Below are 21,940 nucleotides of genomic sequence, written 5' to 3'. Positions count from 1 at the left end.
CACCCGATGGCAAGACGGGGCGAAGATCTGGGCGGCGAATTTGTGCGCTCGGCGTGGGTCGTACTGGCTATCTGGGCGCTTTATGGCGCTGTGCACCTCGCATTATTGCCCCTGCTCGGCTGGGACGTTCCTGGTCCTGACGAATGGACTCGCCTGTTACAGGTGAGGGCATGGATGGACGGGCAGAGCTGGTGGGATGTCACCCAATACCGGATGAATCCGCCCGCTGGCTTCTCCATGCACTGGTCGCGCCTTGTCGATCTCCCGCTTGCGCTCGCTATTGCTGTGCTGGGGGAAGATTGGGGCATGGCCGTGGTGCCGCTTGTGTGGCTGCTCCCCGTAATGTTTGCGTTGCGCTCGATCATGTTGCGGCTGGGCTTTTCGCGCGTGGCCTATGGCTTTGGCCTGATTCTGCTGCCGCTATTCCCGCTCTTGCCGGGCAGCTATGCCCCGTTGAGCATCGACCATCATGTCCCCCAGGCAGTGCTGGGAGTGATCTGTGCTGCACTGCTGCTGTCTCCGCGCGTCTGGGCCGCTGTCGCAGCGGGTTTTTTCGCCGCGGCATGGGTTGTGATTTCGCTTGAAGGTCTGGTGCTGGTGGCGGTTCTGGCTGGCCTTTATGCGCTGCGTTACCTGGTAGAGGAGCAGCGTTTGCTGCCATGGTTCCTGCTTTCGCTCACCGTGTCAGCGGCTTTTCTTTCGCTTGCCACGCGGCCCAATGCTGAATTGTTCGGCCCCTTTTGCGATATCCTTCGTCCCGGCCACATTGCCACATTCGGTATCGCTACATTGGTGGCGGGTATCGTGCCTTTCCTGCCATTTCAGCAGAATGCGGCCGGACGGCTGGCAGGGCTGGCGCTGATCCCGCTCGCCAGCGTTCCACTTGCCCTGGTTGTGCTGGGGCCATGCGCTGTCAATCCGATGGCGCAGCTCGATCCGGCGCTTGCCGCTTGGTGGCATGGCTATATTGCCGAAGGCCTGCCGTTCTGGGAACAGCCGGTATCGGTCGCAGCCATGCTGATCTGGACCCTGGTGCCGATTATCGGCGGTTACTGGCTTGCCGGGCGTGGCGGAGGTTTTTCCGATGGCGCAGGCATGCCCTGGCTGCTGCTGTTTCTTTTCACATTGGCGGCATGGGCCTATTCGCTCCTGCTTCTGCGCGCTGGCCTGATTGCGCAATTGCTCACCATTCCTTTTGCCGCGGTTATGCTGGCGCTCCTACTGCCAAGGACGCGCGCAATTCCCAGCGCGGCCCCGCGCGCGCTGGCGACGCTGTGCTGCTTCATGCTGGCAACGCCGACGTTTGCGAGCGCGCTGGGCAAGCCGCTCGACCCGCTATTCCCCACTCCGACGATGGCGCGTGGCGCTGCGGCGCCCATGGCCGAAGAACCATGCGATTACGCACAGCTAGACCGGCTGGAGCCGGGCTTGCTGCTGGTGACGATGGATGCCGCACCTGAAATATTGGGCAAGACGGGCCATACGGTGATCGCGGCAAGCTACCACCGCAACCAGCAGCCCATGGTGGATATCATCGCGGCCTATACCGGCACCGATCAGGACGCGCGCGCGATCATTGACACATATCGACCCGATTACGTGATTGCCTGCCAGTCTGCCGTCGACTTCGCACTATACCGCACTGCCACACCGGAAAATTTCGCCAACACGCTGGCGGATGGGAAAGTGCCCGCGTGGCTCACCCCGGTTGCCGGGTTCGATAATGGTGTCTTGCGGGTCTACCGGACGCGTTAAGCGGCGCGGAAATTCATCGCCACGCCATTGATGCAATGCCGCTTGCCTGTCGGACGCGGACCATCATTGAAGACATGGCCCAAATGGCCGCCACAATCGGCGCAATGCACTTCCTGTCGGCTATAGCCGAGCAGACGATCGGTTGAATAACCCACCGCGCGGCCAGTTTCCGCCCGCCAGAAGCTTGGCCAGCCAGTGCCGCTGTCGAATTTGTGTCGGCTGGAATACAGCGCATTGTTGCAGCCCGCGCAGACAAAGGTGCCGCGGCGGCTTTCATCATCGAGGGGTGAACTGAAGGGGCGTTCTGTGCCTGCTTCGCGCAGCACACGGAATTCCTGCGCGGTCAGTCGCTGGCGCCATTGCGCGTCTGACAGGGTGATAAGAAAATTCTGCTGCGCACGGGCTTCTTCACCGCCGCATGCGGCCAGCACGGGAACAGAGACGCCCGCACCCAGCCAGGCGAGAATTGCACGGCGATCGATCGATATATTCTGCATGGTCATGATCTTAGCTTTGCTGGGGCGAACGGTTCCTGAACATCCCCAGCAAAGCCTTGACGGGTCCACGCCTTGTGGCCGCGCGCGGGCCTGATTTCATCACCCGCCTGCGGAACAGCGATGCTCCGGCGCGTACGAAAATCGCGACCCACAATGCCTGCCAGCCCAGCGCCAGCAGGTGCGGCCATAGCGATTCCTCCGCTGCCGCCCGGGCCACCATGGTGAAAGGCGAACTCAGCGGGAATGCCATGGCCGTTAATTCGATCATGCCCCCCCTGTCGGTTACAGCGAGGCTGGCAAAAAAGAACACGAGGATCTGGAACATGGTGGCCGGCATAGACAGCGTCTGGACCTCTCGCACCGTCGTGGCGAGCGATCCGACCGCAAGAAAGATGGAGCCTAGCAACAGATACCCCATGGCGAAATAGAGCGCGAAGAGGAGGAAGAACATCGGCCATCCGACACCCGGATTGGCAAGATCGGACAGCGACATGCCGCCTGCATAAAGGATTGCCGCCCCTGTTGAGCCCCACACCGCAATACCCACGACCGACACGCCTAGCATGGCAAATAATTTGCCCAGAAACACTGCATCCATGGGAATTGCGGCGGCCAGCACTTCGATGATCTTATTGCCCTTTTCCTCCACCAGATTTGACAGCACCATGCTGGCCAGCAGCATGATGAGAAGAAACAATAAAACCTGCCCGCCTTGCGCAGTGCGCAAGCGGCCCGAATTCTCTGCCGCCCCGCTGGTGCCGACTATGGATGTGCCGACCGGCGGATAGGCAAGTGCATTTCCTTCGGCAGCATGCGCGGCGACCATGCCGACCGTGCCCCGCCAGCGCATAACGCGCCCCTCCGTCGCGGTCAGCACCGGCGCGTCAAGCGTGCCTGTGATCACCCCTGCTAGACTTCCTTCGCCATCTTCCAGTACGCCGCGCGCATCATATGTTTCGCCCGGTTGCAGATAGGCCACGGCTACCATGGGCGGTATGGCACCGGGCAATTGCATCGCCAGTTCATCGCGCGCCGCCAGCATTGCATCAAGATCGTCTGCTTGCATGGCGATACCTACATCGGCCACGCCTGCTTCGCTCTGCACTTGCGCGCCAACCCCGCCTGCCAGCCCCATGACGATGGCGGGGAACAGCGGCCCCAGCAGAAAGAATATGAATGCTCGGCTGAACAGGACTGCAGTAAAATCACGCCGCGCAATGACATAGGCGGCGCGCCATAGCGACAAACGGCCGCCGTTCCTGATGGCATTGTCGTCGCTCATGCTTCGCCTCCTGCATCCTGCATGACCATGTCGCGTGCCGCAGCCTCGCCGGCTATGGCCACGAAAGCATCGTGCAGGCCTGCCCGTTCAATGCTGAGTGACTGGATGCCCGCGTCTCCTTCGATCAGCGCTTTAAGCAGCGGTTCGACCCCGCTTTCGGGCAGGGGGAAATTCCAGAAATCGCCCACCCGCCTTGTTTCTGCTGGCAGCGCCGCGCTCCACGGTCCGTCCGAATTTCGCGTTTCCAGCCGAACCTGTGCGGGGATGCGATCGCGCGCTTCATCCACCTTGCCCGCAAATGGAACCTTGCCCCCGGCGATAATGGCAATGCCTTCGCACAATCGTTCTGCATGGGCGATCACATGGGTAGAGAAGATCACCGTCGTGCCCTTGTCTGCAAGGCCGCGTATCAGCACTTCCAGCTTGCCCTGATTGATCGCATCGAGGCCGCTGAAAGGTTCGTCAAACACCACCAGCGCAGGATCATGCACCAATGTGCCAAGCAATTGCACCGTCTGCGCCATGCCCTTCGAAAGCTGGCGGATCTGCTTGTCGACGGCATGGCCAAGCCCGTGGTCTTCCAGCAGCCTTTTTCCCCGCTTGCGCCCCTCTGGCAGCGGCACACCGCGCAATGCGCCCATGAAAGCGATGGCCTCATAACATTTCATCGAAGGATAAAGTCCGCGCTCTTCAGGTAGATAGCCGATCCGCCGCGCAACATCCTGCGGATTATCCGCCCCCAGCACACGCCGCGACCCTTCATCGGGATCAATAATACCGAGCAGCATGCGCAAGGTCGTGGTCTTGCCTGCGCCATTTGGGCCGAGGATGCCGTAGATCGCGCCTTCGGGAATGGAGATATCGACGCCGTCGACCGCCAGCGTGCTGTTAAAGCGTTTGACAAGACCGCGCGCCTCAATCGCAAGAGGGCGCGAAGTTGCGATATCCGGCACAGAGCCTGAATCGGTGATAGGGGTCGCCATATTCATACCTTAGCCGCTAGACGAGACGAATGAACGGGACACTCCCGCAATATGGTTAACATGGCCGATACGCGCTTGATTGAACATCGCTTCGAAACACGTTTGCGCAATAAGGCGCGTGAACTGGGCTTCGCCTCTGTGGGAATCGCGCCTGCCGCGGATGACCCGCTGCGCGCAGAACGGTTGCACGCATGGCTCGACAGCGGGTTTCACGGCGCGATGGGCTGGATGGAAGACCGCGCCGATGTAAGGCAGGGGCCCCAGAGCATGTGGCCCGCCGCGAAAAGCGTAATCGCGCTTGGCATGTCTTACGCGCCCGAAATTGATCCGCTGGCGCTGGAAGGCGATGCGGAAAAGGCGCGAATTTCGGTCTATGCGCAGGGCCGCGATTACCATGATGTGCTGAAAAAGGCGCTGAAGGCGCTGGCGCGCTGGCTGTGTGAAGAAGTGCCGGAAACGCAGCTCAAGGTGTTTGTCGATACAGCGCCTGTCATGGAAAAGCCGCTGGGTGAAGCCGCCGGGCTGGGTTGGCAGGGCAAGCACACCAATCTTGTCAGCAGAGAGCATGGCAGCTGGCTGTTTCTCGGCGCGATCTATACCACGATAGAGCTGACGCCAGATGGCGACCATGCCGATCTGTGCGGATCATGCAGGGCGTGCCAGGATGCCTGCCCGACCAATGCCTTTCCGCAGCCTTACCAATTGGATGCACGGCGTTGCATTTCCTACCTCACCATTGAGCACAAGGGGCCGATACCCGAGGAATTTCGCTCTGCTATCGGCAATCGCATCTATGGCTGCGACGACTGCCTGGCGGTGTGCCCGTGGAACAAATTTGCCGATACCGCCGCGCGCCATCTCGCTTTTGTCCCGCGAGGAGAACTGGCTGCGCCTGAACTTGCGCAATTGCTGGCGCTGGACGATGTGGCATTTCGCGCAAAGTTTTCTGGCTCTCCGATAAAACGGATCGGGCGCAATCGCTTTGTGCGCAATTGCCTGATCGCTGCTGGCAATAGCGGCAATAATGCGCTGTTGGATCAGGTGGCTGAATTGCGATCTGACCCTGATCCGGTTGTCAGCGAAGCGGCTGATTGGGCCTTGTCACGCCTCAGCGCAGCTCCTTGAGCTGCTTTTCGGTATCGGCCAGATCCGCCGGATCGGCTACGCATCGCGCCTCGATCAACTTGCGGCCCTGCACGTAATCCTTGGTGCGATTAACTGCATCCACCGCGATCACGCGCCCTTCCTTGAGGTAGATAACGGAAAAGCTGCGTTCTGCGGGATCGCCGCGCAAAACAGTCTCATCATAGCCAATATTGAGCCCGGCAGTTTGCAGACGCAGATCATATTGATTGGACCAGAACCACGGAAAGGCAGAATAGGGCTGTGAATCGCCGCAGATGCCCTTGGCCACCGTGGTGGCCATGTCGTGTGCGTTCTGCACGCTCTCTACCCGAATGACCGCTCCTTCGGCATAGCTGTTACCATGCGCCGCGCAGTCTCCGATGGCATAGACCTTCTCAAGGCTGGTGTGACAGGTTTCAGAAACATCAACGCCATTCGCGCCCGCAGCGCCTGCCGCGATTAGCGGGCCGACGGCAGGCACGATGCCAATGCCCACCACGACCGCATCGCATGGCACTTCCTCACCATCGCTCAGCACCACGCCGGTGACGCGGACTTCACCTGTCAGGCGTTCAACCTCTACGCCCAACCGCAGATCGACGCCCTGACGGCGGTGCTCTTCTTCGTAAAAATGCGAAAGTTCCTCGCCCGCCACGCGGTTCAGCACGCGATCCATCGATTCAACCAAGGTGACATCGCGGCCCAGCTTGCGCAGGACGGCGGCTGCTTCCAGCCCGATATAGCCGCCGCCGATCACGACGAAACGTTGGGCGCCGTCATCAAGATCGGCAAGCAGTGCGTCGACATCGCGCTTGTCACGCACGGCGTGGACGCCATCGAGATGGCCACCGGGGCATGAAAGCCGGCGCGCATCGCCGCCTGCCGCCCAGATCAGCCGACCATAACCGATTGTCTCGCCCGAACTGAGATGCACCTCGCGCTGTTCCGGATCGATCTTGGTGACGGCCTCGCCCAGCATCAGCTCGATATTTTTTTCCGCCCAGAATGCCTCTGGCCGGATAAGCAGACGTTCAAACGGCTTTTCGCCTGCCAGATATTCCTTAGAAAGCGGCGGCTTTTCATAGGGCGGCACGCGATCGCGGCCTATCATCAGAATCGAACCCTCGAAGCCGTGTTGACGCAGCGCGATAGCCGCCTGTGCGCCGCCATGCCCTGAACCCACGATGACAACATCATGATTAATCATGGCGCGAGCGGTGCGCAAAATCAGTGCTCGCGTCAAGGTTGATAGGTAGTCTAGCCTTGCAGCATATTACGTGCCTGGCTGGCGATTTGCGCCAGCATGGCCGGAGCGACAGGTGTAGCGCCGCGTGCCCGCGTAATCATTCTGCGGAACTGTGCGATGACATGGTCCTGCTCCTCCGCCCACTCTTCGATCAAGGCAGACGGATCGCCCGAATTCTTGCCGCGCTGCTTGGCAAGACTGCGCAGGAAATCAAACCGCATCTGCTGGAAATCGCGCGCCAGTCCGGCGACGAGCAGCCGTTCCCACGGGTCAGCGGGGCTCATCACTGCAGCGCGCGATTGCGCCCAGTCAATGCCCAGAAGCGCACCCAGTTCGATAAAGCCTTGCGCCAGAGCGACAGGATGAATGCCCGTATCGCTGGAAAGGCGAGACAGGCCAATGGCACCGTCCACAGCAAACAACCGGGCGACCATATCGGCCGGCTCCTGCGTTGCGCCCTTTTCAACCATGCGCGTAGCGATATCTTCGATATGCTTGCGCGCTTCGAGGCCGAGCAGGTTATCGGCTTTGTCGACCAGTTCATTGACCATGCCGCCGATCTCTGTCGCAAGTTGCGAGGGAGACAAATCGCCCGTTCCCGCGCGCAGTAGATCAGCCATATGTCCGCGTAGCGCCAATGCCGCCTGATCGAACAGCATGAGCCGCGCTGTTTCCGGCATCTTGGCAGTGTCGAGCATTTCCCACACCCGATCCATGCCAAGCAGGGCGCTGGCACCCACGAATGCCGCGCCAATGGCGTCAAGCCCGGCACCTTCTTCTTCGGCAAGTTCGAAGGGGTGTATCATACCCATGCGATTGACTAGCTTGTTGGCTACAACCGTACCGACAATTTCATTGCGCAAGCGGTGATCGAGCACCTGCCGGGTAAATTGTTCCTGCATCTGCGGCGGGAAATCGCCCAGAACCAGCGGGTCTGACGCATCATCGGCCGCAAGTGCGCTGCCTTCTACGGCATCCTGCAGGACAAGCTTGGAATGCGACAGCAGGACCGCGAGCTCAGGCCGGGTGAGGCCCTGTTCATCGCCAGCGCGGCGCGCCAATGCCTCTGCATCGCCTAGCCCTTCGTTGCGGCGGTCAAGGCCGCCATGTTCCTCGAGCATTTCGATGACACGCGCCTGTGCCCCGATTGCCCGGCTGCCGCCCTTTTCGGCAATAGAGAGCGCCAGCGCCTGAAGCCGGTTGTCTTCGAGGACAAGCCCGGCGACTTCTTCTGTCATGTCTTTCAGGATGGCGTTGCGGCGTTCTTCAGAAAGTCGTCCCGCGCGCCGTGCCGCGGTCAGGGCGATCTTGATATTCACTTCATTATCGGAACAGTCCACGCCTGCAGAATTGTCGATGAAATCGGTGTTGATCCGCCCGCCATGCAGCGAAAATTCGATCCGTCCTGCCTGCGTTGCACCCAGATTTGCACCTTCGCCAATGACCTTGGCACACAGATTTTCCGCATCGACACGCAGGCCATCATTGACCGGATCGCCAACATCTGCGTGACTTTCATGGCTGGCCTTGATGTAGGTGCCGATCCCGCCGAACCAGATGAGATCAGCCGGGCTTTTCAGGATGCGGTGGATCAGCGTTTCAGGATCAAGCGCACCGTCTTTCATATCCTCTGCCGGAATATCGAGCGCCTTGATTGCTTCTGCCGAAAGCTCAACCCGCTTGAGCGTGCGCGGATAGATGCCGCCGCCTTTCGACAGCAGATCTTCCTTGTATTCGGCCCAGTTTGATCGTTTCAGTTCAAACAGGCGCTTACGCTCTTTCCAGCTGACAGCCGCATCTGGGTCGGGATCGATGAAGATGTGACGGTGATCAAAGGCGGCAATCAGCTTGATCGACTTGCTGAGCAACATGCCATTGCCGAACACGTCACCCGACATATCGCCGCAACCAACCACACGAATGGGATCGACCTGCACATCGACGCCCATTTCGAGGAAGTGGCGCTGCACGGAAATCCAAGCGCCGCGCGCGGTAATGCCCATGGCCTTGTGATCATAGCCATTGGAGCCGCCGCTGGCGAAGGCATCGCCCAGCCAGAAATCCTGCTCCATCGCGATGGCATTTGCCGTGTCGGAGAACGTCGCCGTGCCCTTGTCTGCCGCAACAACGAAATAGGGGTCTTCGCCATCGTGGATCACCACGTCTGCAGGGTGGACAACTTTTTCGTCAACGATGTTGTCGGTAATGGACAGGAGACTGCGGATGAACAGAGTGTAGCTGGCCTTGCCTTCAGCAAACCAGCCATCGCGGTCAAGCGCCGGACTGGGCAATTGCTTGGGGTAGAAACCGCCTTTTGCACCGGTCGGCACGATGACAGCATTTTTCACCTTCTGAGCCTTCATCAGGCCGAGAATCTCGGTGCGATAATCATCGCGCCGGTCGGACCAGCGCAGGCCGCCGCGCGCCACTGGCCCCGCACGCAGGTGCACGCCTTCGACGCGGTTCGAATATACGAAAATCTCGCGCCATGGCACGGGCTTTGGCAGGCCGGGGACAAGCGAGCTATCAAGTTTGAAGGCCAGCGCCTCATCTGCCGCAGGAGCAAAGGCATTGGTGCGCAAGACAGCGCTGATGACCGCCCAATAACGGCGCAGCAGCCGATCATCATTGATCGCCATGACTTCGGCCAGGCCAGCGCGGATATCGTCTTCCACCTTGGCACGAGCCTTTGCGCGATCATTCTTGAAAGCCGGATCATGCATGGTGCGGAACAGGTTTATCAGGCCGCGCGTGACATTTTCCGCACCCGCCAGTGCATCGACCACCGTATAGATTGTAAAGGCGACGTTAGACTGGCGCAGATAGCGATAAAAAGCGCGCAGCCAATTGGATTCCTGCCCGTCCAGCGCAGCGGAGATGACAAGGCGATTGAACACGTCGTCCTCTGCCTTTTCATTGAGCACACAGGTCACGGCATGCTCGATAGTCGGCGCGCGCTCCAGCACGGTGCCCGCTTCCATGCCCGCAGGCAGGGCAAGCACGAAATCGTGGATCGTGCCGGTGTCATCACCGCTCAATTCGCTGGGAACTTCGGAAAGAACGCGAAAGCCGAAGTTTTCCAGAGCAGGCACAGCATCGGACAATGGCAATGAGCCATTGTGCTGGTAAATCTTTAGTCGCAGCCGGTCTTCGCCATCCTCATCCTTGCGGTATAGCCTTGCATCGCGGCCCTGCCCGCTTTCTTCGGCATGGGTAGCAAGCTGGCGCAAGCGGACGATATCCTTCGCCGCTTCGCCTGCGCCATAGGTGGCGCGGTAAAAGGAGGGGAAGCTCTCGGCATAGCGGGCGGCAAGCGCGGCGGCCCTATTGGGTTCCTCGCTGGCGGCCAGCGCTTCTTCAACGGCATCGTTCCAGCCGCGCAGCATTTGCTGCAAAGCCTTGTCGATCGCTTCAGTATCGGGCGCGCCGTGCTTTGTGCGGAAGTCCATCACATACCGCAGCAATGCAAGATTGCCGCCTTCGACCATCATGCTCCAGTCGAGCGTGGTCGCCCCGCTTTCGCGTTCGAGCAAGTCCTGCACCTGCAAGCGGACACTGGTAGAAAGCATGTCGCGCGGCAGCCACACAAAGCCGAACACATGGCGGCCGAGGGGCGCAGTGACCAATGTTGCGCGCGGACGAGGGCGATCAGCCAAAGTCATCATCGCGGTGGCAACGCGGGTGATGTCATCGTCCGAAAAACTGATGATGAGATCGTGTGGAAGCGCCGTCAATGCATGGACAAGCGCCTTGTAATCATGGCTGCCAGTATCGAAATCGAGCCGTTCCATGATGGCCTTGAGCTGTTGGCGTAGAACCGGTACGCTGTCAGGCGACGCGACGAGCGCGGCGCTTGTCCAGATGCCCGCATGGATCGAGATCGCCTCTACGCGGCCCTTTTCCAAAACCGGCACCACGAACAGGTCGAGCGGTACGCGGCGGTGCACCTTGGACAGGCGGTTGGCCTTGATGATCAGCGGGGCGCGGCCAGGCGCGCCATTCTCTCCATCAAACCAGGCAAACGCCTTGGCATAGGCATTTTCAGCAAGAACATCAGGTGTCGAGCGGCGACAGATGCCCAGTTTGTCAGTTTCCTTGCCATCGCGATTGCGGGTGATGTGGCCCAATTGGGTCAACATCCCGCCCGATAGCCAGCGCAGCAGAGCGGCGCCTTCAGCATCCGAAAGGCGATCCGCATCGGCATCCATCATGTCGTGCATTTGCGGCCAGTCGGAGACAGCGGCCCGGACATCTATGATGGATGCACGCAATTCCGCTTCCAGGGCGCGCCTTTCCTTGGCGTCGATCCGCTCGGTCTCGAGATAGACCCAGCTTTCCTTCTTTTCTCCAGTGCCATCGCCTTCAGGCACGTCTTCCAGCTTTTCATCCTTGCGGCGCACCGGAATGATCGGATGGACCAGGACATCTATCGAAAGCCCGTGCGCGGCCATGACAGCGCCGATCGAATCGACCAGGAACGGCATATCCTTATTGATGATCGCAATGCGCATGAAGCGCCGCCCATCGGTGGCAGAACGCACGGAAATGGATGGCTGGCCCTCCTTGCGCTCCCGCGCGGTTTCTATGACGAAGGCGGTGGCATCCTCCAGCTGCTTCCCTTCAAGCGAGAATTCGCCCGGCAGAATTGAATCGCTAATCCGCGTGGCCAGCGTCTTGGCGAAGGCGCGTTCCTTTTTGGCAAGGGTGGCTTTGGCTTCGCTGGCGCTCTTCGTGCTGGACATTGCTGGCATCTCTCCTTGGATCATCGACGCATCGACTCGATAGACCTACCCGGTGGCCTAGCTGAAGTTCCCGTGCGGCTCTATCTCCGAGGGTCGTGCGATGCACGGGAAATGTTTCAGCAGAAACCAAATTCCCTGCGTGATTTTCAGCCGTTCAGCGCATCCATGGTGAGGGCCAGAGATGCCTCGCGTGCGGCGGGGTCAAATGTGGGGCCTGCAACGATTATCTCGTCAGCCTGTGTCCGCGTAATAAAGCTTCTGACCCGGTCGCGCACAGTGGCAGGAGAACCAACGGCGCGCGCTTCGTCCCTGCGTTCAAGCATGACGCGCACCTTGTCAGGAAGCATGTCGCGATAGCCCTCGACTGGCGGTGGCAATTTGCCGGGATCGCCGCTCATCAACTGCACGAACGACTGGTCCTGTGAACTGGCCAGCAAATGCGCTTCGGCATCGGTCTGGGCGCACAGGACGCTCATCGCGGCCATGACATGGGGCTTGTCCAGACTTTCCGACGGGCGAAATTGCGAACGATAGGTCGCCAGCGCCTCGTCCAGCTGCTGGGGGGCAAAGTGGCTGGCGAAGGCATAAGGCAGGCCAAATTGCGCGGCGAGCTGCGCGCCGAACAGGCTGGAGCCAAGCACCCACATCTGCACCTTCGCCCCGCGCCCCGGTGTCGCGGCGATGGGCAATTGCGGATCGCCTGCAAAAAGCGCGCGCAATTCGGCAACATCCTGCGGGAAATATTCCGAAGCGGCGCGCAAATCCTTGCGCAGGAACTGTCCGATGACAGGCGCGGAGCCAGGCGCGCGTCCCAGTCCCAGATCGACGCGGCCGGCGAACATGGCATCGAGCGCGCCGAATTGTTCGGCGATCACGAAGGGATTGTGATTGGGCAGCATGATCCCGCCCGCGCCGATGCGGATGGTTTCAGTCAGATGGCCGATATGCGCGAGCACGACCGATGTTGCGCCGCCCGCTATTCCTTCGCTGCCATGATGTTCTGCTACCCAGAACCGCTTGTAACCGGCTTTTTCCGCTGCCTGCGCCAGCCTGCCCGCATCGGCAATGGCCTGCGCCACATCGCCACCTTCGCGAACGGGGACGAGATCGAGAACCGAAAAATCGACTGCGCTCATGCAAGTATCTCCAATGTACGTAACAATAGCGCGATATCAGTATCGCGCGACAAGCGGTGATCACCGCCCTTTACCAAGGTGACCTGCACATCATCGCTGGCAAGCGCTGCGGCAAGGCGGAGCGAGGTATCGGGCGCCACATCTGTATCAACCTGCCCGTGCAGCAGGCGCACCGGACAATTGAGCGCGATTGGCGCATCCAGAAGCTCATGCTTTGCCGCGTCGTTCCAGAATAGCGAATGTGTCGGCGTAGGATCGTAGCCATAGGGATTGTCTTTATAGATGGTCTGCCCGCTCTTCAGCTGGGCCTTCTGCTCTGCGGAGAAGCCCCAGTCCGAGAAATCAGGCGCACTGGCAATGCCGACAAGGCCAGCAAGCCGCGCGCCCAGCTGCAGTCCCACCAGCAGCATCAGCCAGCCGCCCATCGAAGACCCCGCCACAACGATCCTGTCGCATTCGACATGCGCATCAATGAGGGCACAGACCTCCTCTTGCCAGCGCGATAGCGAACCGTCTGCAAAATCACCCCTGCTTTCCCCGCATCCCGAATAATCGAGCAACAGACATTCACGGCCCGTTGCTGCGCAAAGATCGAAAATTGCCGTCGCCTTGCTGCCCGCCATGTCGGACATATAGCCCGGGAGGAAAACCACTGCAGAGCCGGTGCCTGATGCTTTTGGGGGAGTGTGCCGAAAGGCAATCTGCCTGCCATCGGGCAATGGATGGAACTGTGTTTCGATCATCACACTAAAGTATGGGCTGCAAATCAGCAGTCACAAGGGCGAATGCACTCTTGGCGCGCGCCTTCGGACTGACTAGGTGGCATGGCATGACCGAATTGCTCAAAATCAGCCTGCCCGATGGTTCCGTGCGCGAAATGGAAGCGGGAAGCACACCCGGCGACGTTGCCGCCGCGATTGGACCCGGGCTTGCCAAGGCCGCCATCGCCGCGCGCGTGAACGGCGAAGTCCGCGACATAAACCGCCCTTTCGATGGCGATGCGGAACTGGCGCTCATCACATCGCGGGACGAGGCAGAGGCGCTGGAACTTGCCCGTCACGATTTCGCGCATGTCCTGGCAGAGGCGGTGCAGGCCTTGTGGCCCGGCACCCAGATCACCTTTGGCCCTGCCACCGATGACGGCTTCTATTACGATGTGAAGGCGCCCGACACGCGCGACCCTTTCTCGGTCGACGACTTGCCCGCGATCGAGGAAAAGATGCGCGAGATCATCAAGGCGGACAAGCCGCTGACGCGCGAGGTGTGGACCCGCCAGCAACTGATCGACAAATGGGTGGCCGAGGGCGAAACCTTCAAGGCCGAATGGGCGCAGGAATTGCCCGAGGGCGAGGAACTGACGGTTTATCGCAGCGGCGGGGACTGGCTCGATATGTGCCGTGGCCCGCATCTTGCCAGCACCGGCAAGCTCGATCCCGAAGCCTTCAAGCTGATGCGCGTTGCAGGTGCCTATTGGCGCGGCGATCAGGCAAATGCGCAGCTGACGCGCATTTATGGCACCGGCTGGCTTAACAAAAAGCAGTTGAACGCGCATCTCATGCGGCTGGAAGAAGCGGGCAAGCGCGATCATCGCAAGCTGGGCCGCGAAATGGATTTGTTCCATCTTCAGGAAGAGGCGCATGGCAGCGTTTTCTGGCACCCCAAGGGCTATCGCATCTGGCGCGAGCTTGAAGCCTATATGCGCCGCAAAATGGATGGCGCGGGCTATCAGGAAATCAAGACTCCGCAGGTGATGGATGTGCGCCAGTGGGAGCAATCCGGCCATTGGGGCAAATATGCCGAAAACATGTTTGCCGTGCCCGATATCGTGCCCGAGGTGGATGAAGACGGTGCAGCAGCCACGCCGAAGATTGCCGCCGATGCGCAGTGGATGGCAATCAAGCCGATGAACTGCCCGGCCCATGTGCTGGTCTTCAAGCAGGGCATCACCAGCTATCGTGAATTGCCGATCCGGCTGGGCGAGATGGGCTGCTGTCATCGGAACGAACCGCATGGCGCGCTGCATGGCCTGATGCGCGTGCGCCAGTTTACGCAAGATGATGCGCATATTTTCTGCACCGAGGAACAGGTGGTCGAAGAAGTGCGTGCGTTCTGCCGGCTGGCCGACGAGGTCTATCAGGACTTCGGATTTTCCTATCACGTCAAGCTGGCCCTGCGCCCTGGCCAGCGTTTCGGTTCGGATGCAGATTGGGACAAGGCTGAGCAGGAATTGCGCGATGCCGTGGCAGAAGCGGGCATGGCGAATGAGGAATACGGATGGGAGGAACTTCCCGGCGAAGGTGCTTTTTATGCTCCCAAGCTGGAATGGCATCTGACCGATGCGATTGGCCGCACATGGCAGGTCGGCACCATTCAGGGAGATCGCGTGCTGCCCGAAAGGCTCGATGCAAATTATGTCGGGGAGGATGGCGAACGTCATCGCCCGGTCATGCTCCATCGCGCCATTTTCGGCAGCTATGAGCGCTTCATCGGCATCTTGATCGAACACTTCGCTGGTCGACTACCGGTGTGGCTTGCGCCGGTGCAGGCGGTTGTCGCCACCATCGTATCCGATGCGGATGAGTACGGGAAAGAAGCGGTCGCCAAGCTGGAAGCCGCGGGCATTCGCGTCGAAAGCGACTTCCGCAACGAAAAGATCAACTACAAGGTGCGTGAACATTCTTTGGCGAAAGTGCCGCACCTTCTGGTGGTGGGTATGCGCGAGGCTGAGGAGGGCACCGTTGCCGTGCGCACGCTGGGCGAGAAAGAGCAGCGGGTGATGAGCCTCAATGACGCCATTGCCCTACTAAAGGATGCCGCCACGCCGCCGGATCTGAAAAGCTGAACTCCGCCTTCGGCTCCTCGCCTAAGAGCGATGCCGTAATTGTGCTTATCTAATTAGCTGGAGAGCCGAGCCGCCTTCAGGCGAAAGGCAGGGCCTGGCCTGCCGCGATCAGCGCAAGCGCGCAAAAGCTCACCACGGCCACGCGTGCATATTCATGCACATCGGGGGCAAGATTGCGGGTGTAAGCGATAGCGTGGGCCATGGCCTGATTGTCGCTTTCAAACCCTAACAAATAGTTAAGATGCGCCCTTGCGCCGCCTATTCCCCAGCGGCACGTGCTGGCTGGCACAGTGAAAACTGCCGCCGCCCGTCAGCACGGCATCGGCGCGCAGCCCCACAGCACTGCGTTCGGGAAACAGAGAGCCGATTGCGGCCACAGCGTCTTCATCGTGCGGGGAGCCATAGGTGGGCACCACCACCACATCATTACAAATGGCGAAGTTCATGTAGCTGGCAGGTTCCGCATCATCCTCATCGCCAATTAGTCCCGGCGACGGGACATCGCGCACGTCCAGTCCGAATGCGCGCGCTTTTTGGCGGGCGTCGGCATAGACCGCTGCATTGGGATCGTCTGCTCCGCTGGTGACGGGAATGGCGATTGTGCCGGGCGCGACCATCCGCGCGAGATTGTCCACATGACCATCGGTATGATCGCCCGCCAACCCTTCGCCCAGCCACAAGATGCGCGAAAAGCCGAGGTCGCGCTGCAGATTGCTCCATATCTGTTCGCGTGAAAGCTGCGGATTGCGATTGGGGTTGAGGAGGCATTGCTCGGTGGTAACCACGAGGCCGGTGCCATCGCTTTCCACCGCGCCGCCTTCCAAAATCCAGTCCGCCCGCGTGTATGGCATATCGCCTGCCTTGGCGAGCGATGGGCCGGTCTCCTGATCGCCTTCGAGGAGATATTTGCCGCCCCAACCGTTGAACCCGAACCCTTGCGCGCGGCGGGAGCCATCACCCTGCGGCACGACCAGCGGGCCAGTATCGCGCAACCAGATATCGCCATAGGGATGCCGCTCCAACGCGACTGCGCCCGAAACGAGGCCGCGCGCCGCTTCCTCTGCGCTTTCATCGCGAACCACCAGGCGCACCTGTTGTCCGGTTTCTGCCACGGCATTGGCAAAAGCCGCCATCTGCGCCTGCGCGGGCGCAAGATTGAATTCCCAAAGGTCGGCATGGGCAGGGAAACCGATCCATATCCAGTCCTGCCGTGCCCATTCGGCGGGCATGGCAAAGCGCGTTGTATTTTCCATTGCTTCAGCAGCCGGTCGACGCCGAAGCGCAGCTGGCATCGCGGATGGAACGGAATTCATCCCCAGCATTCCAATTGGGCCAATCACCTGTCTCGCCCAAGGCGCGGGCAAGGCGGAAGTAGAGATCAAGGTCCTGCATTACGCCAGCCCAATCCCAGCTATCGGAATATTCATCTCCCGCTGCGTGATAGCGATTGGTGTTGTAGTCCAGATACGCCGCTTCGCCAGCCTCCGAGCCGCCTTCAACAAGCGTCTGTCCTGATTTTACATAGAACATCGGCACGCCGCGCTTGGCGAGGCTGAAATGGTCCGAGCGGTAATATCGTCCGGCCTGCGGGGCCGAATCAGGCGTGGCGCTACGCCCTTGCGCCGCGAGCGCCGTAGCCAGATAGCTGTCGAGATCGCTCTTGCCGCCGCCGATCACCGTAACGTCCTGTGCTTCGCCCAGCACATAGAGCGCGTCGATATTGACGCCGCCTACCGTGCGGTCGAGCGGGAACACGGGGTTCGCGCCGTAATATTCAGAGCCGAGCAGACCGGATTCTTCGGCAGTCACCGCCAGGAACACCTGCGTGCGCGCGGTCGGTCCGGCGGCTGCATGGGCCTGCGCCAGTGCGACCAGCGCCGCGGTGCCAGTCGCATTGTCGACCGCGCCGTTGCAGATCTGGTCCTCGTCTTCAGGAGCGCCGCAGCGTCCCAAATGGTCCCAATGCGCGGTATGCAGCACATATTCCGTAGGCCGCTGGGTGCCCGGCAGAACTCCGATCACATTATTGGAAGAAAAGCGCCGGACGGCGTTATCGAAGCTGGTCGACAGGTCCAGTTGCAGCGGGACAGCCGTAAAGCCCGGCTGGCTTGCCGCGCGCACCATTTCGGCCATGTCCATGCCGGCAGCGGAGAAGATCTCACGCGCGGCATCGGCCTGAATCCAGCCGTTCATGTCAGTAGCATTTGCGCCGCCATCGCCGGTGTCAGCATAGGCCTGCGCCCCCGTCCACCCGCCTTCAACAACGTTCCATCCATAGCTGGCTGGAAATTCCTCGTGGATGATGATGGCAGCGGTCGCACCTTGCCGTGCGGCCTCTTCATATTTGTATGTCCAGCGCCCGTAATAGGTCATCGCGCGGCCATTGAACGGGCCTTCTAGCCCTTCTTCAGCGTAGTCGGGATCATTGACAAGGATGAGCGCGGTTTTGCCTTCCATGTCGAGGCCCGCATAATCGTTCCAGCCGCGTTCGGACGCGTTGATGCCGTATCCGACAAACACCAGTTCGCTGTCGGCAATCGCGGTCCGCTCCACCTGCGGATAGCTGACGCCAACCCATTGGCTGCCGTGTTCCAATTGCAGATCGCCCACCGTCAGCGGCGCGAAATTGCTGCTGGTGATTTCTACCAGAGGCACTTCTTGCAGCCAGCTTGTACCATTGCCGGGTTGCAATCCTGCAGCCCTGAACTCTTCTGCCAGATATTGAGTAGTGCGCGTGCCCCCCGGCGTGCCCGGTTCGCGCCCTTCGAAGGCATCGGAAGAAAGCGTGCGCGTGACATCCTGCATGGTTTCAAGCGAGATTTGCGGCGGTTCCTGCACCGGAGTGGTGGAGCAGGCGGCAAGCGCCAACAGCGCGGCGGGGGCAAACTTGCGGATCATATGGACCTCTTCTGGTCTTGAATTGCGTGTTGCCAACCGGTTTGGCACCGTGTGCGATGCGGGGCAAGCTGTGGCGCACCCCTTGCCGCGCGGCGCGGCTGCGGGCAGGACCGATCGCGATGAAAGCAGATCTCACATGACAGGCCCGGATATGGCTGGGGACTGGCAATCGGCAATTGACCGTGCGCAGAAGCATTCGCCCTTCCTGCGGCTGGCGCTGGAGCGGCGACCGGAACTTGGCGAAATGCTGAAGAAGGGTCAGGGCGATGAGGCGCTGGCAGTTGCCAAGGCAAGTGGCGAGGGCGCGGAGGATACAGGCCTCGCGCTGCGCAGGGAGCGATTGTCTCTGGCACTGGTGCTGGGGGTGGGCGATCTTGCCGGGGCCTTTCCGCTGGCACGGATCATGAAGGAATTGAGCGCTTTTGCGGATCGCGCGCTCGATTCCGCAATGCTGGCTGCAGTGCGCCACCGTGTGCCAGATGGTGACACCACCGGCTTTATCGGGCTGGCATTGGGCAAGCAGGGCGCGGGCGAGCTGAATTACAGCTCCGACATCGATCCGATCCTGCTGTTCGATCCCGATACCCTGCCCCGCCGCGAGCGGGACGAGCCGGGCGAGGCGGCGCAAAGATATGCCCGCCATCTGGTTGAATTGCTTTCGACCCGCACCGGTGATGGCTATGTCCTGAGGGTGGATCTGCGGCTGCGCCCGGCCAGTGAAGTCAGCCCGTTGGCGCTTTCGTTCAATGGTGCAATTTCACATTATGAAAGCTCTGCGCTGGCGTGGGAACGCGCTGCCTTCATCCGCTCACGCGCGGCAGCGGGTGACATCGCGGCGGGCCAGCGGTTTCTCGACGATATCCGCCCCTTTGTCTGGCGCAAGAGCCTGGATTTCACTGCAATCGAAGAAATCCGCAGGCTGACCGCGCGTATCCGTTCTGCCTATGATGGTCCGCGCGAACCAAGGCCGGGGTTTGATATCAAGCGCGGGCGGGGCGGCATTCGGGAAATCGAATTCTACGCGCAGACGCACCAGCTGATTTATGGCGGACGTATGCCGGCGTTGCGCTGCAAGGGCACGCGAGAGGCACTTGATGCGCTGGCTGCGGCGCAGATCATCAAACCGGACGACGCGCAATTGCTCGGCGAAAGCTATGACAGGCTGCGCACGATAGAGCACCGCTTCCAGATGGTGGATGACCGCCAGACCCATGAAGTGCCCGCCAATGCGGATGCAATCGACAATGTCGCGCATCTCGATGGCCTGCCGGATGGTGCGGCGCTGCTGGATGAGCTTGGCCGGATCTGCGGTGCGGTGGCGCAGGTATATGACGATTTGCTTGGCGAGGACGATGGCGCAGATGGCGCGACCACGGTCAATGTCCCACAGGCTTTCGAGGATAAATTCCGCGCCCGGGTGGAACATTGGCGCGGCACTATCCGCGCCTTGCGATCAGGTGAGGCGCGCAAGGCCTTTGCCGCCATGCAGCCCGATCTGTTGCAGGCGCTTGCCGATGCACCCGAACCGGCGCGCGCTCTGGCGCGATGGGAAACCTTTCTCTCGCGCCTGCCTAGCGCCATCAATCTGTTCCGTCTTTTCGAAGAACGCCCTGGCCTGCTCGACAGGGTGTTGCGCATCCTCACCCGCGCGCAACCATTGGCCGACGAATTGGCGCGGCGGCCCGAATTGCTCGATGCATTGATCGATGCAAGTGCGCTTGATCTGCCAGGCGAAGTAAATGCCTTGGCTGCGCGCATGGCCCGCAGCGAGGAAAGCGATTACGAAGCGCGCCTCGATCGTCTCCGGCAGGTGGTGGGCGAAGAACGCTTTGCTCTAGGCGTGCAATTGATCGAATGCCGTCACGATCCGCTCGACATTGCCGAGGGCCTGTGCCGCGTGGCGGAAGCCGCGGTGGCGACAGGAGCGGATAGCGCTATACGCGAATTTCAGGCGGCGCATGGTGTCATTCCTGATAGTGAACTGGTGATATTGGGACTGGGGCGGCTGGGCGGCGGGGCGCTGACCCATGCATCCGATCTGGATATCGTGTTCCTGTTTACAGGCGATATCGGTCTGGAATCGGATGGCCCGAGGCCGCTTTCCACCGCGCTTTATTACAACCGCCTCGCCACGCGTGTCACCGCCGCCCTGACTGTCCCCACCGCCGAGGGGGCGCTCTATGAAATAGATACGCGTCTTCGACCGGAGGGCAAGCAAGGCCCCCTGGCAGTGGGGTTTGAAGCCTTTGCCAAATATCAGCATGAAAGTGCCTGGACTTGGGAACATATGGCGCTCGCCCGCGCACGTCCGATCTATGGCTCTGATGGCGCGCGTGATGCATTGGCGGGCATCGTCCGCGATGTGCTGACTGCCCCGCGCGATGCGGCAAAGCTGCGCGATGATGTGCTGACGATGCGGGCGGGAGTGGTGAAGGCGAAGCCGCCGCAAGGGCCGCTCGATGTGAAGCTGCTGCGCGGCGGGCTTATGGATTCTGAATTTCTCATCCATTACCTGCAATTGCGTGAACGTATTGCGCTGGAGCCGGCGCTGGAAAAGGCGCTTCGCACGCTGGCCGATGCAGGCCTGTTGCCGGCGAGCCATGTCGATGATCACCTTGCGCTTACGCGTTTCCTCGTGGCCGAAAGGCTGTTCGCCCCCGATGGGAGCGAGCCGCTGGAATCGACCCGCGCCGTGATGGCGAAGGCTTGCGGACACGAAACCTATCCGCAACTGGTTGCATCCTTGTACGAATCGCGGCGCAATATTGCAGCACAATGGCGCGCCCATTTTGGTGACGAACTGGAGATAGAATGATGAGCGAGAGGCCCGATACCGGGGACAAGATGCCCGATATTGCCATGCAGACGCCTGATGGCGACAGCGTGAAACCTTCTGATTTTAAGGGGAGGAAGCTGGTCATGTTCTTCTATCCGAAAGACGATACCCCTGGCTGCACCACCGAGAACAAGGACTTCACTGCGATGAAATCCGCTTTCGACGCAGCCGAAACAGAGCTGTTGGGGGTGAGCAAGGATCCACCCAAAAAGCATGAGAAATTCATTGCCAAACATTCCCTCGCAGCGCCGCTCGCATCCGATGCAGATGACGATGGCATTGCGGAGGCGCTGGGAATCTGGGTGGAAAAGAACATGTATGGCCGCAAATATATGGGCATGGAACGCACCACATATCTGATCGACGCGGAAGGCCGAATTGTGCAAGTGTGGCGCAAGGTGAAGGTAAAGGGCCATGCCGAAGAAGTGCTGGCAGCCGCAAAGGCGCTGTAAAGACGCCTTCAAACCTTTTCGGCCCCGCTCAACCCTTTTGGGCACCTGTGACGTGTGGCTGCGATTCGCGAGCTTTCGCACCGCCCTTGACGCCGGAAACTGCCACGCTTCGCCGGGATCAAGCTATTCCATTAGATTCACGGTGC

The 21,940-nt window shown here is 60.5% G+C and carries 15 protein-coding genes; 5 read left to right on the top strand and 10 right to left on the bottom strand.

Features of this window, described 5'->3' with window-relative positions:
• The first annotated feature begins 6 nt into the window (after nucleotides 1-6).
• Entirely contained in the window at nucleotides 7-1,755 is a 1,749-nt protein-coding gene (locus CP97_RS01590; RefSeq protein ID WP_048884509.1) for a hypothetical protein, read from the top strand.
• Here CP97_RS01590 and msrB read toward each other — a convergent pair.
• Genes msrB through CP97_RS01575 form a run of 3 tightly spaced genes read right to left on the bottom strand, consistent with a single transcriptional unit; the run spans nucleotide 1,752 to nucleotide 4,517 of the window.
• Complete coding sequence (gene msrB, locus CP97_RS01585) at nucleotides 1,752-2,252, bottom strand: peptide-methionine (R)-S-oxide reductase MsrB (RefSeq protein ID WP_048886610.1); 501 nt, start codon at nucleotides 2,250-2,252, stop codon at nucleotides 1,752-1,754. The two genes, CP97_RS01590 and msrB, sit on opposite strands and share 4 nt — an antisense overlap.
• A gap of 10 nt (nucleotides 2,253-2,262) precedes the next feature.
• Nucleotides 2,263-3,534 carry an ABC transporter permease gene (locus tag CP97_RS01580; RefSeq protein ID WP_048884508.1) on the bottom strand — a complete coding sequence of 424 codons (1,272 nt, stop codon included), beginning with the start codon at nucleotides 3,532-3,534 and terminating at the stop codon, nucleotides 2,263-2,265.
• The gene (locus tag CP97_RS01575; protein WP_048886609.1) at nucleotides 3,531-4,517 is read right to left on the bottom strand and encodes an ABC transporter ATP-binding protein; all 987 of its coding nucleotides are present in this window, start codon (nucleotides 4,515-4,517) and stop codon (nucleotides 3,531-3,533) included. The genes CP97_RS01580 and CP97_RS01575 overlap by 4 nt, the downstream gene beginning before the upstream one ends.
• Nucleotides 4,518-4,568: 51 nt before the next feature.
• On the opposite strand from CP97_RS01575, the gene queG reads away from it, so the two are divergent.
• Entirely contained in the window at nucleotides 4,569-5,642 is a 1,074-nt protein-coding gene (gene queG, locus CP97_RS01570; RefSeq protein WP_048884507.1) for a tRNA epoxyqueuosine(34) reductase QueG, read from the top strand.
• Here queG and CP97_RS01565 read toward each other — a convergent pair.
• The 4 genes from CP97_RS01565 to CP97_RS01550 all read right to left on the bottom strand — a co-directional run bounded on the left by CP97_RS01565 (nucleotide 5,626) and on the right by CP97_RS01550 (nucleotide 13,509).
• The gene (locus CP97_RS01565) at nucleotides 5,626-6,849 is read right to left on the bottom strand and encodes an NAD(P)/FAD-dependent oxidoreductase (RefSeq protein ID WP_048884506.1); all 1,224 of its coding nucleotides are present in this window, start codon (nucleotides 6,847-6,849) and stop codon (nucleotides 5,626-5,628) included. The genes queG and CP97_RS01565 overlap by 17 nt on opposite strands.
• A 50-nt stretch (nucleotides 6,850-6,899) precedes the next feature.
• Complete coding sequence (locus CP97_RS01560; RefSeq protein WP_048886608.1) at nucleotides 6,900-11,630, bottom strand: NAD-glutamate dehydrogenase; 4,731 nt, start codon at nucleotides 11,628-11,630, stop codon at nucleotides 6,900-6,902.
• A gap of 146 nt (nucleotides 11,631-11,776) precedes the next feature.
• Nucleotides 11,777-12,766 (bottom strand): LLM class flavin-dependent oxidoreductase, encoded by a 990-nt coding sequence (locus CP97_RS01555; protein ID WP_048884505.1) that lies wholly within the window; start codon nucleotides 12,764-12,766, stop codon nucleotides 11,777-11,779.
• Nucleotides 12,763-13,509 carry an alpha/beta hydrolase gene (locus tag CP97_RS01550; RefSeq protein WP_048884504.1) on the bottom strand — a complete coding sequence of 249 codons (747 nt, stop codon included), beginning with the start codon at nucleotides 13,507-13,509 and terminating at the stop codon, nucleotides 12,763-12,765. The genes CP97_RS01555 and CP97_RS01550 overlap by 4 nt, the downstream gene beginning before the upstream one ends.
• An 86-nt stretch (nucleotides 13,510-13,595) precedes the next feature.
• Here CP97_RS01550 and thrS point away from each other — a divergent pair, with 86 nt between their 5' ends.
• A complete protein-coding gene (thrS, locus tag CP97_RS01545) occupies nucleotides 13,596-15,608 on the top strand; it encodes a threonine--tRNA ligase (protein WP_048884503.1) in 2,013 nt (670 codons plus the stop codon).
• Nucleotides 15,609-15,684: 76 nt separating this feature from the next.
• On the opposite strand, the gene CP97_RS16610 is transcribed toward thrS, so the two are convergent.
• Genes CP97_RS16610 through CP97_RS01535 form a run of 3 tightly spaced genes read right to left on the bottom strand, consistent with a single transcriptional unit; the run spans nucleotide 15,685 to nucleotide 18,506 of the window.
• A complete protein-coding gene (locus CP97_RS16610; RefSeq protein WP_257730334.1) occupies nucleotides 15,685-15,810 on the bottom strand; it encodes a hypothetical protein in 126 nt (41 codons plus the stop codon).
• Nucleotides 15,811-15,844: 34 nt separating this feature from the next.
• Nucleotides 15,845-16,861 (bottom strand): agmatine deiminase family protein, encoded by a 1,017-nt coding sequence (locus tag CP97_RS01540; protein ID WP_053106668.1) that lies wholly within the window; start codon nucleotides 16,859-16,861, stop codon nucleotides 15,845-15,847.
• A 4-nt stretch (nucleotides 16,862-16,865) separates the two neighbouring features.
• A complete protein-coding gene (locus tag CP97_RS01535) occupies nucleotides 16,866-18,506 on the bottom strand; it encodes a M28 family metallopeptidase (protein WP_048884501.1) in 1,641 nt (546 codons plus the stop codon).
• A 136-nt stretch (nucleotides 18,507-18,642) separates the two neighbouring features.
• On the opposite strand from CP97_RS01535, the gene glnE reads away from it, so the two are divergent.
• Nucleotides 18,643-21,321: a bifunctional [glutamate--ammonia ligase]-adenylyl-L-tyrosine phosphorylase/[glutamate--ammonia-ligase] adenylyltransferase gene (gene glnE / locus CP97_RS01530; protein ID WP_048886607.1), complete on the top strand. Its 2,679-nt coding sequence runs from the start codon at nucleotides 18,643-18,645 to the stop codon at nucleotides 21,319-21,321.
• The gene (locus tag CP97_RS01525) at nucleotides 21,321-21,794 is read left to right on the top strand and encodes a peroxiredoxin (protein WP_048884500.1); all 474 of its coding nucleotides are present in this window, start codon (nucleotides 21,321-21,323) and stop codon (nucleotides 21,792-21,794) included. The genes glnE and CP97_RS01525 overlap by 1 nt, the downstream gene beginning before the upstream one ends.
• Nucleotides 21,795-21,940 lie beyond the last annotated feature (146 nt).

Source organism: Aurantiacibacter atlanticus (assembly GCF_001077815.2).
In the GTDB taxonomy this organism is placed as follows: domain Bacteria; phylum Pseudomonadota; class Alphaproteobacteria; order Sphingomonadales; family Sphingomonadaceae; genus Alteraurantiacibacter; species Alteraurantiacibacter atlanticus.
This window is presented reverse-complemented; position numbering and strand designations above follow the sequence as displayed.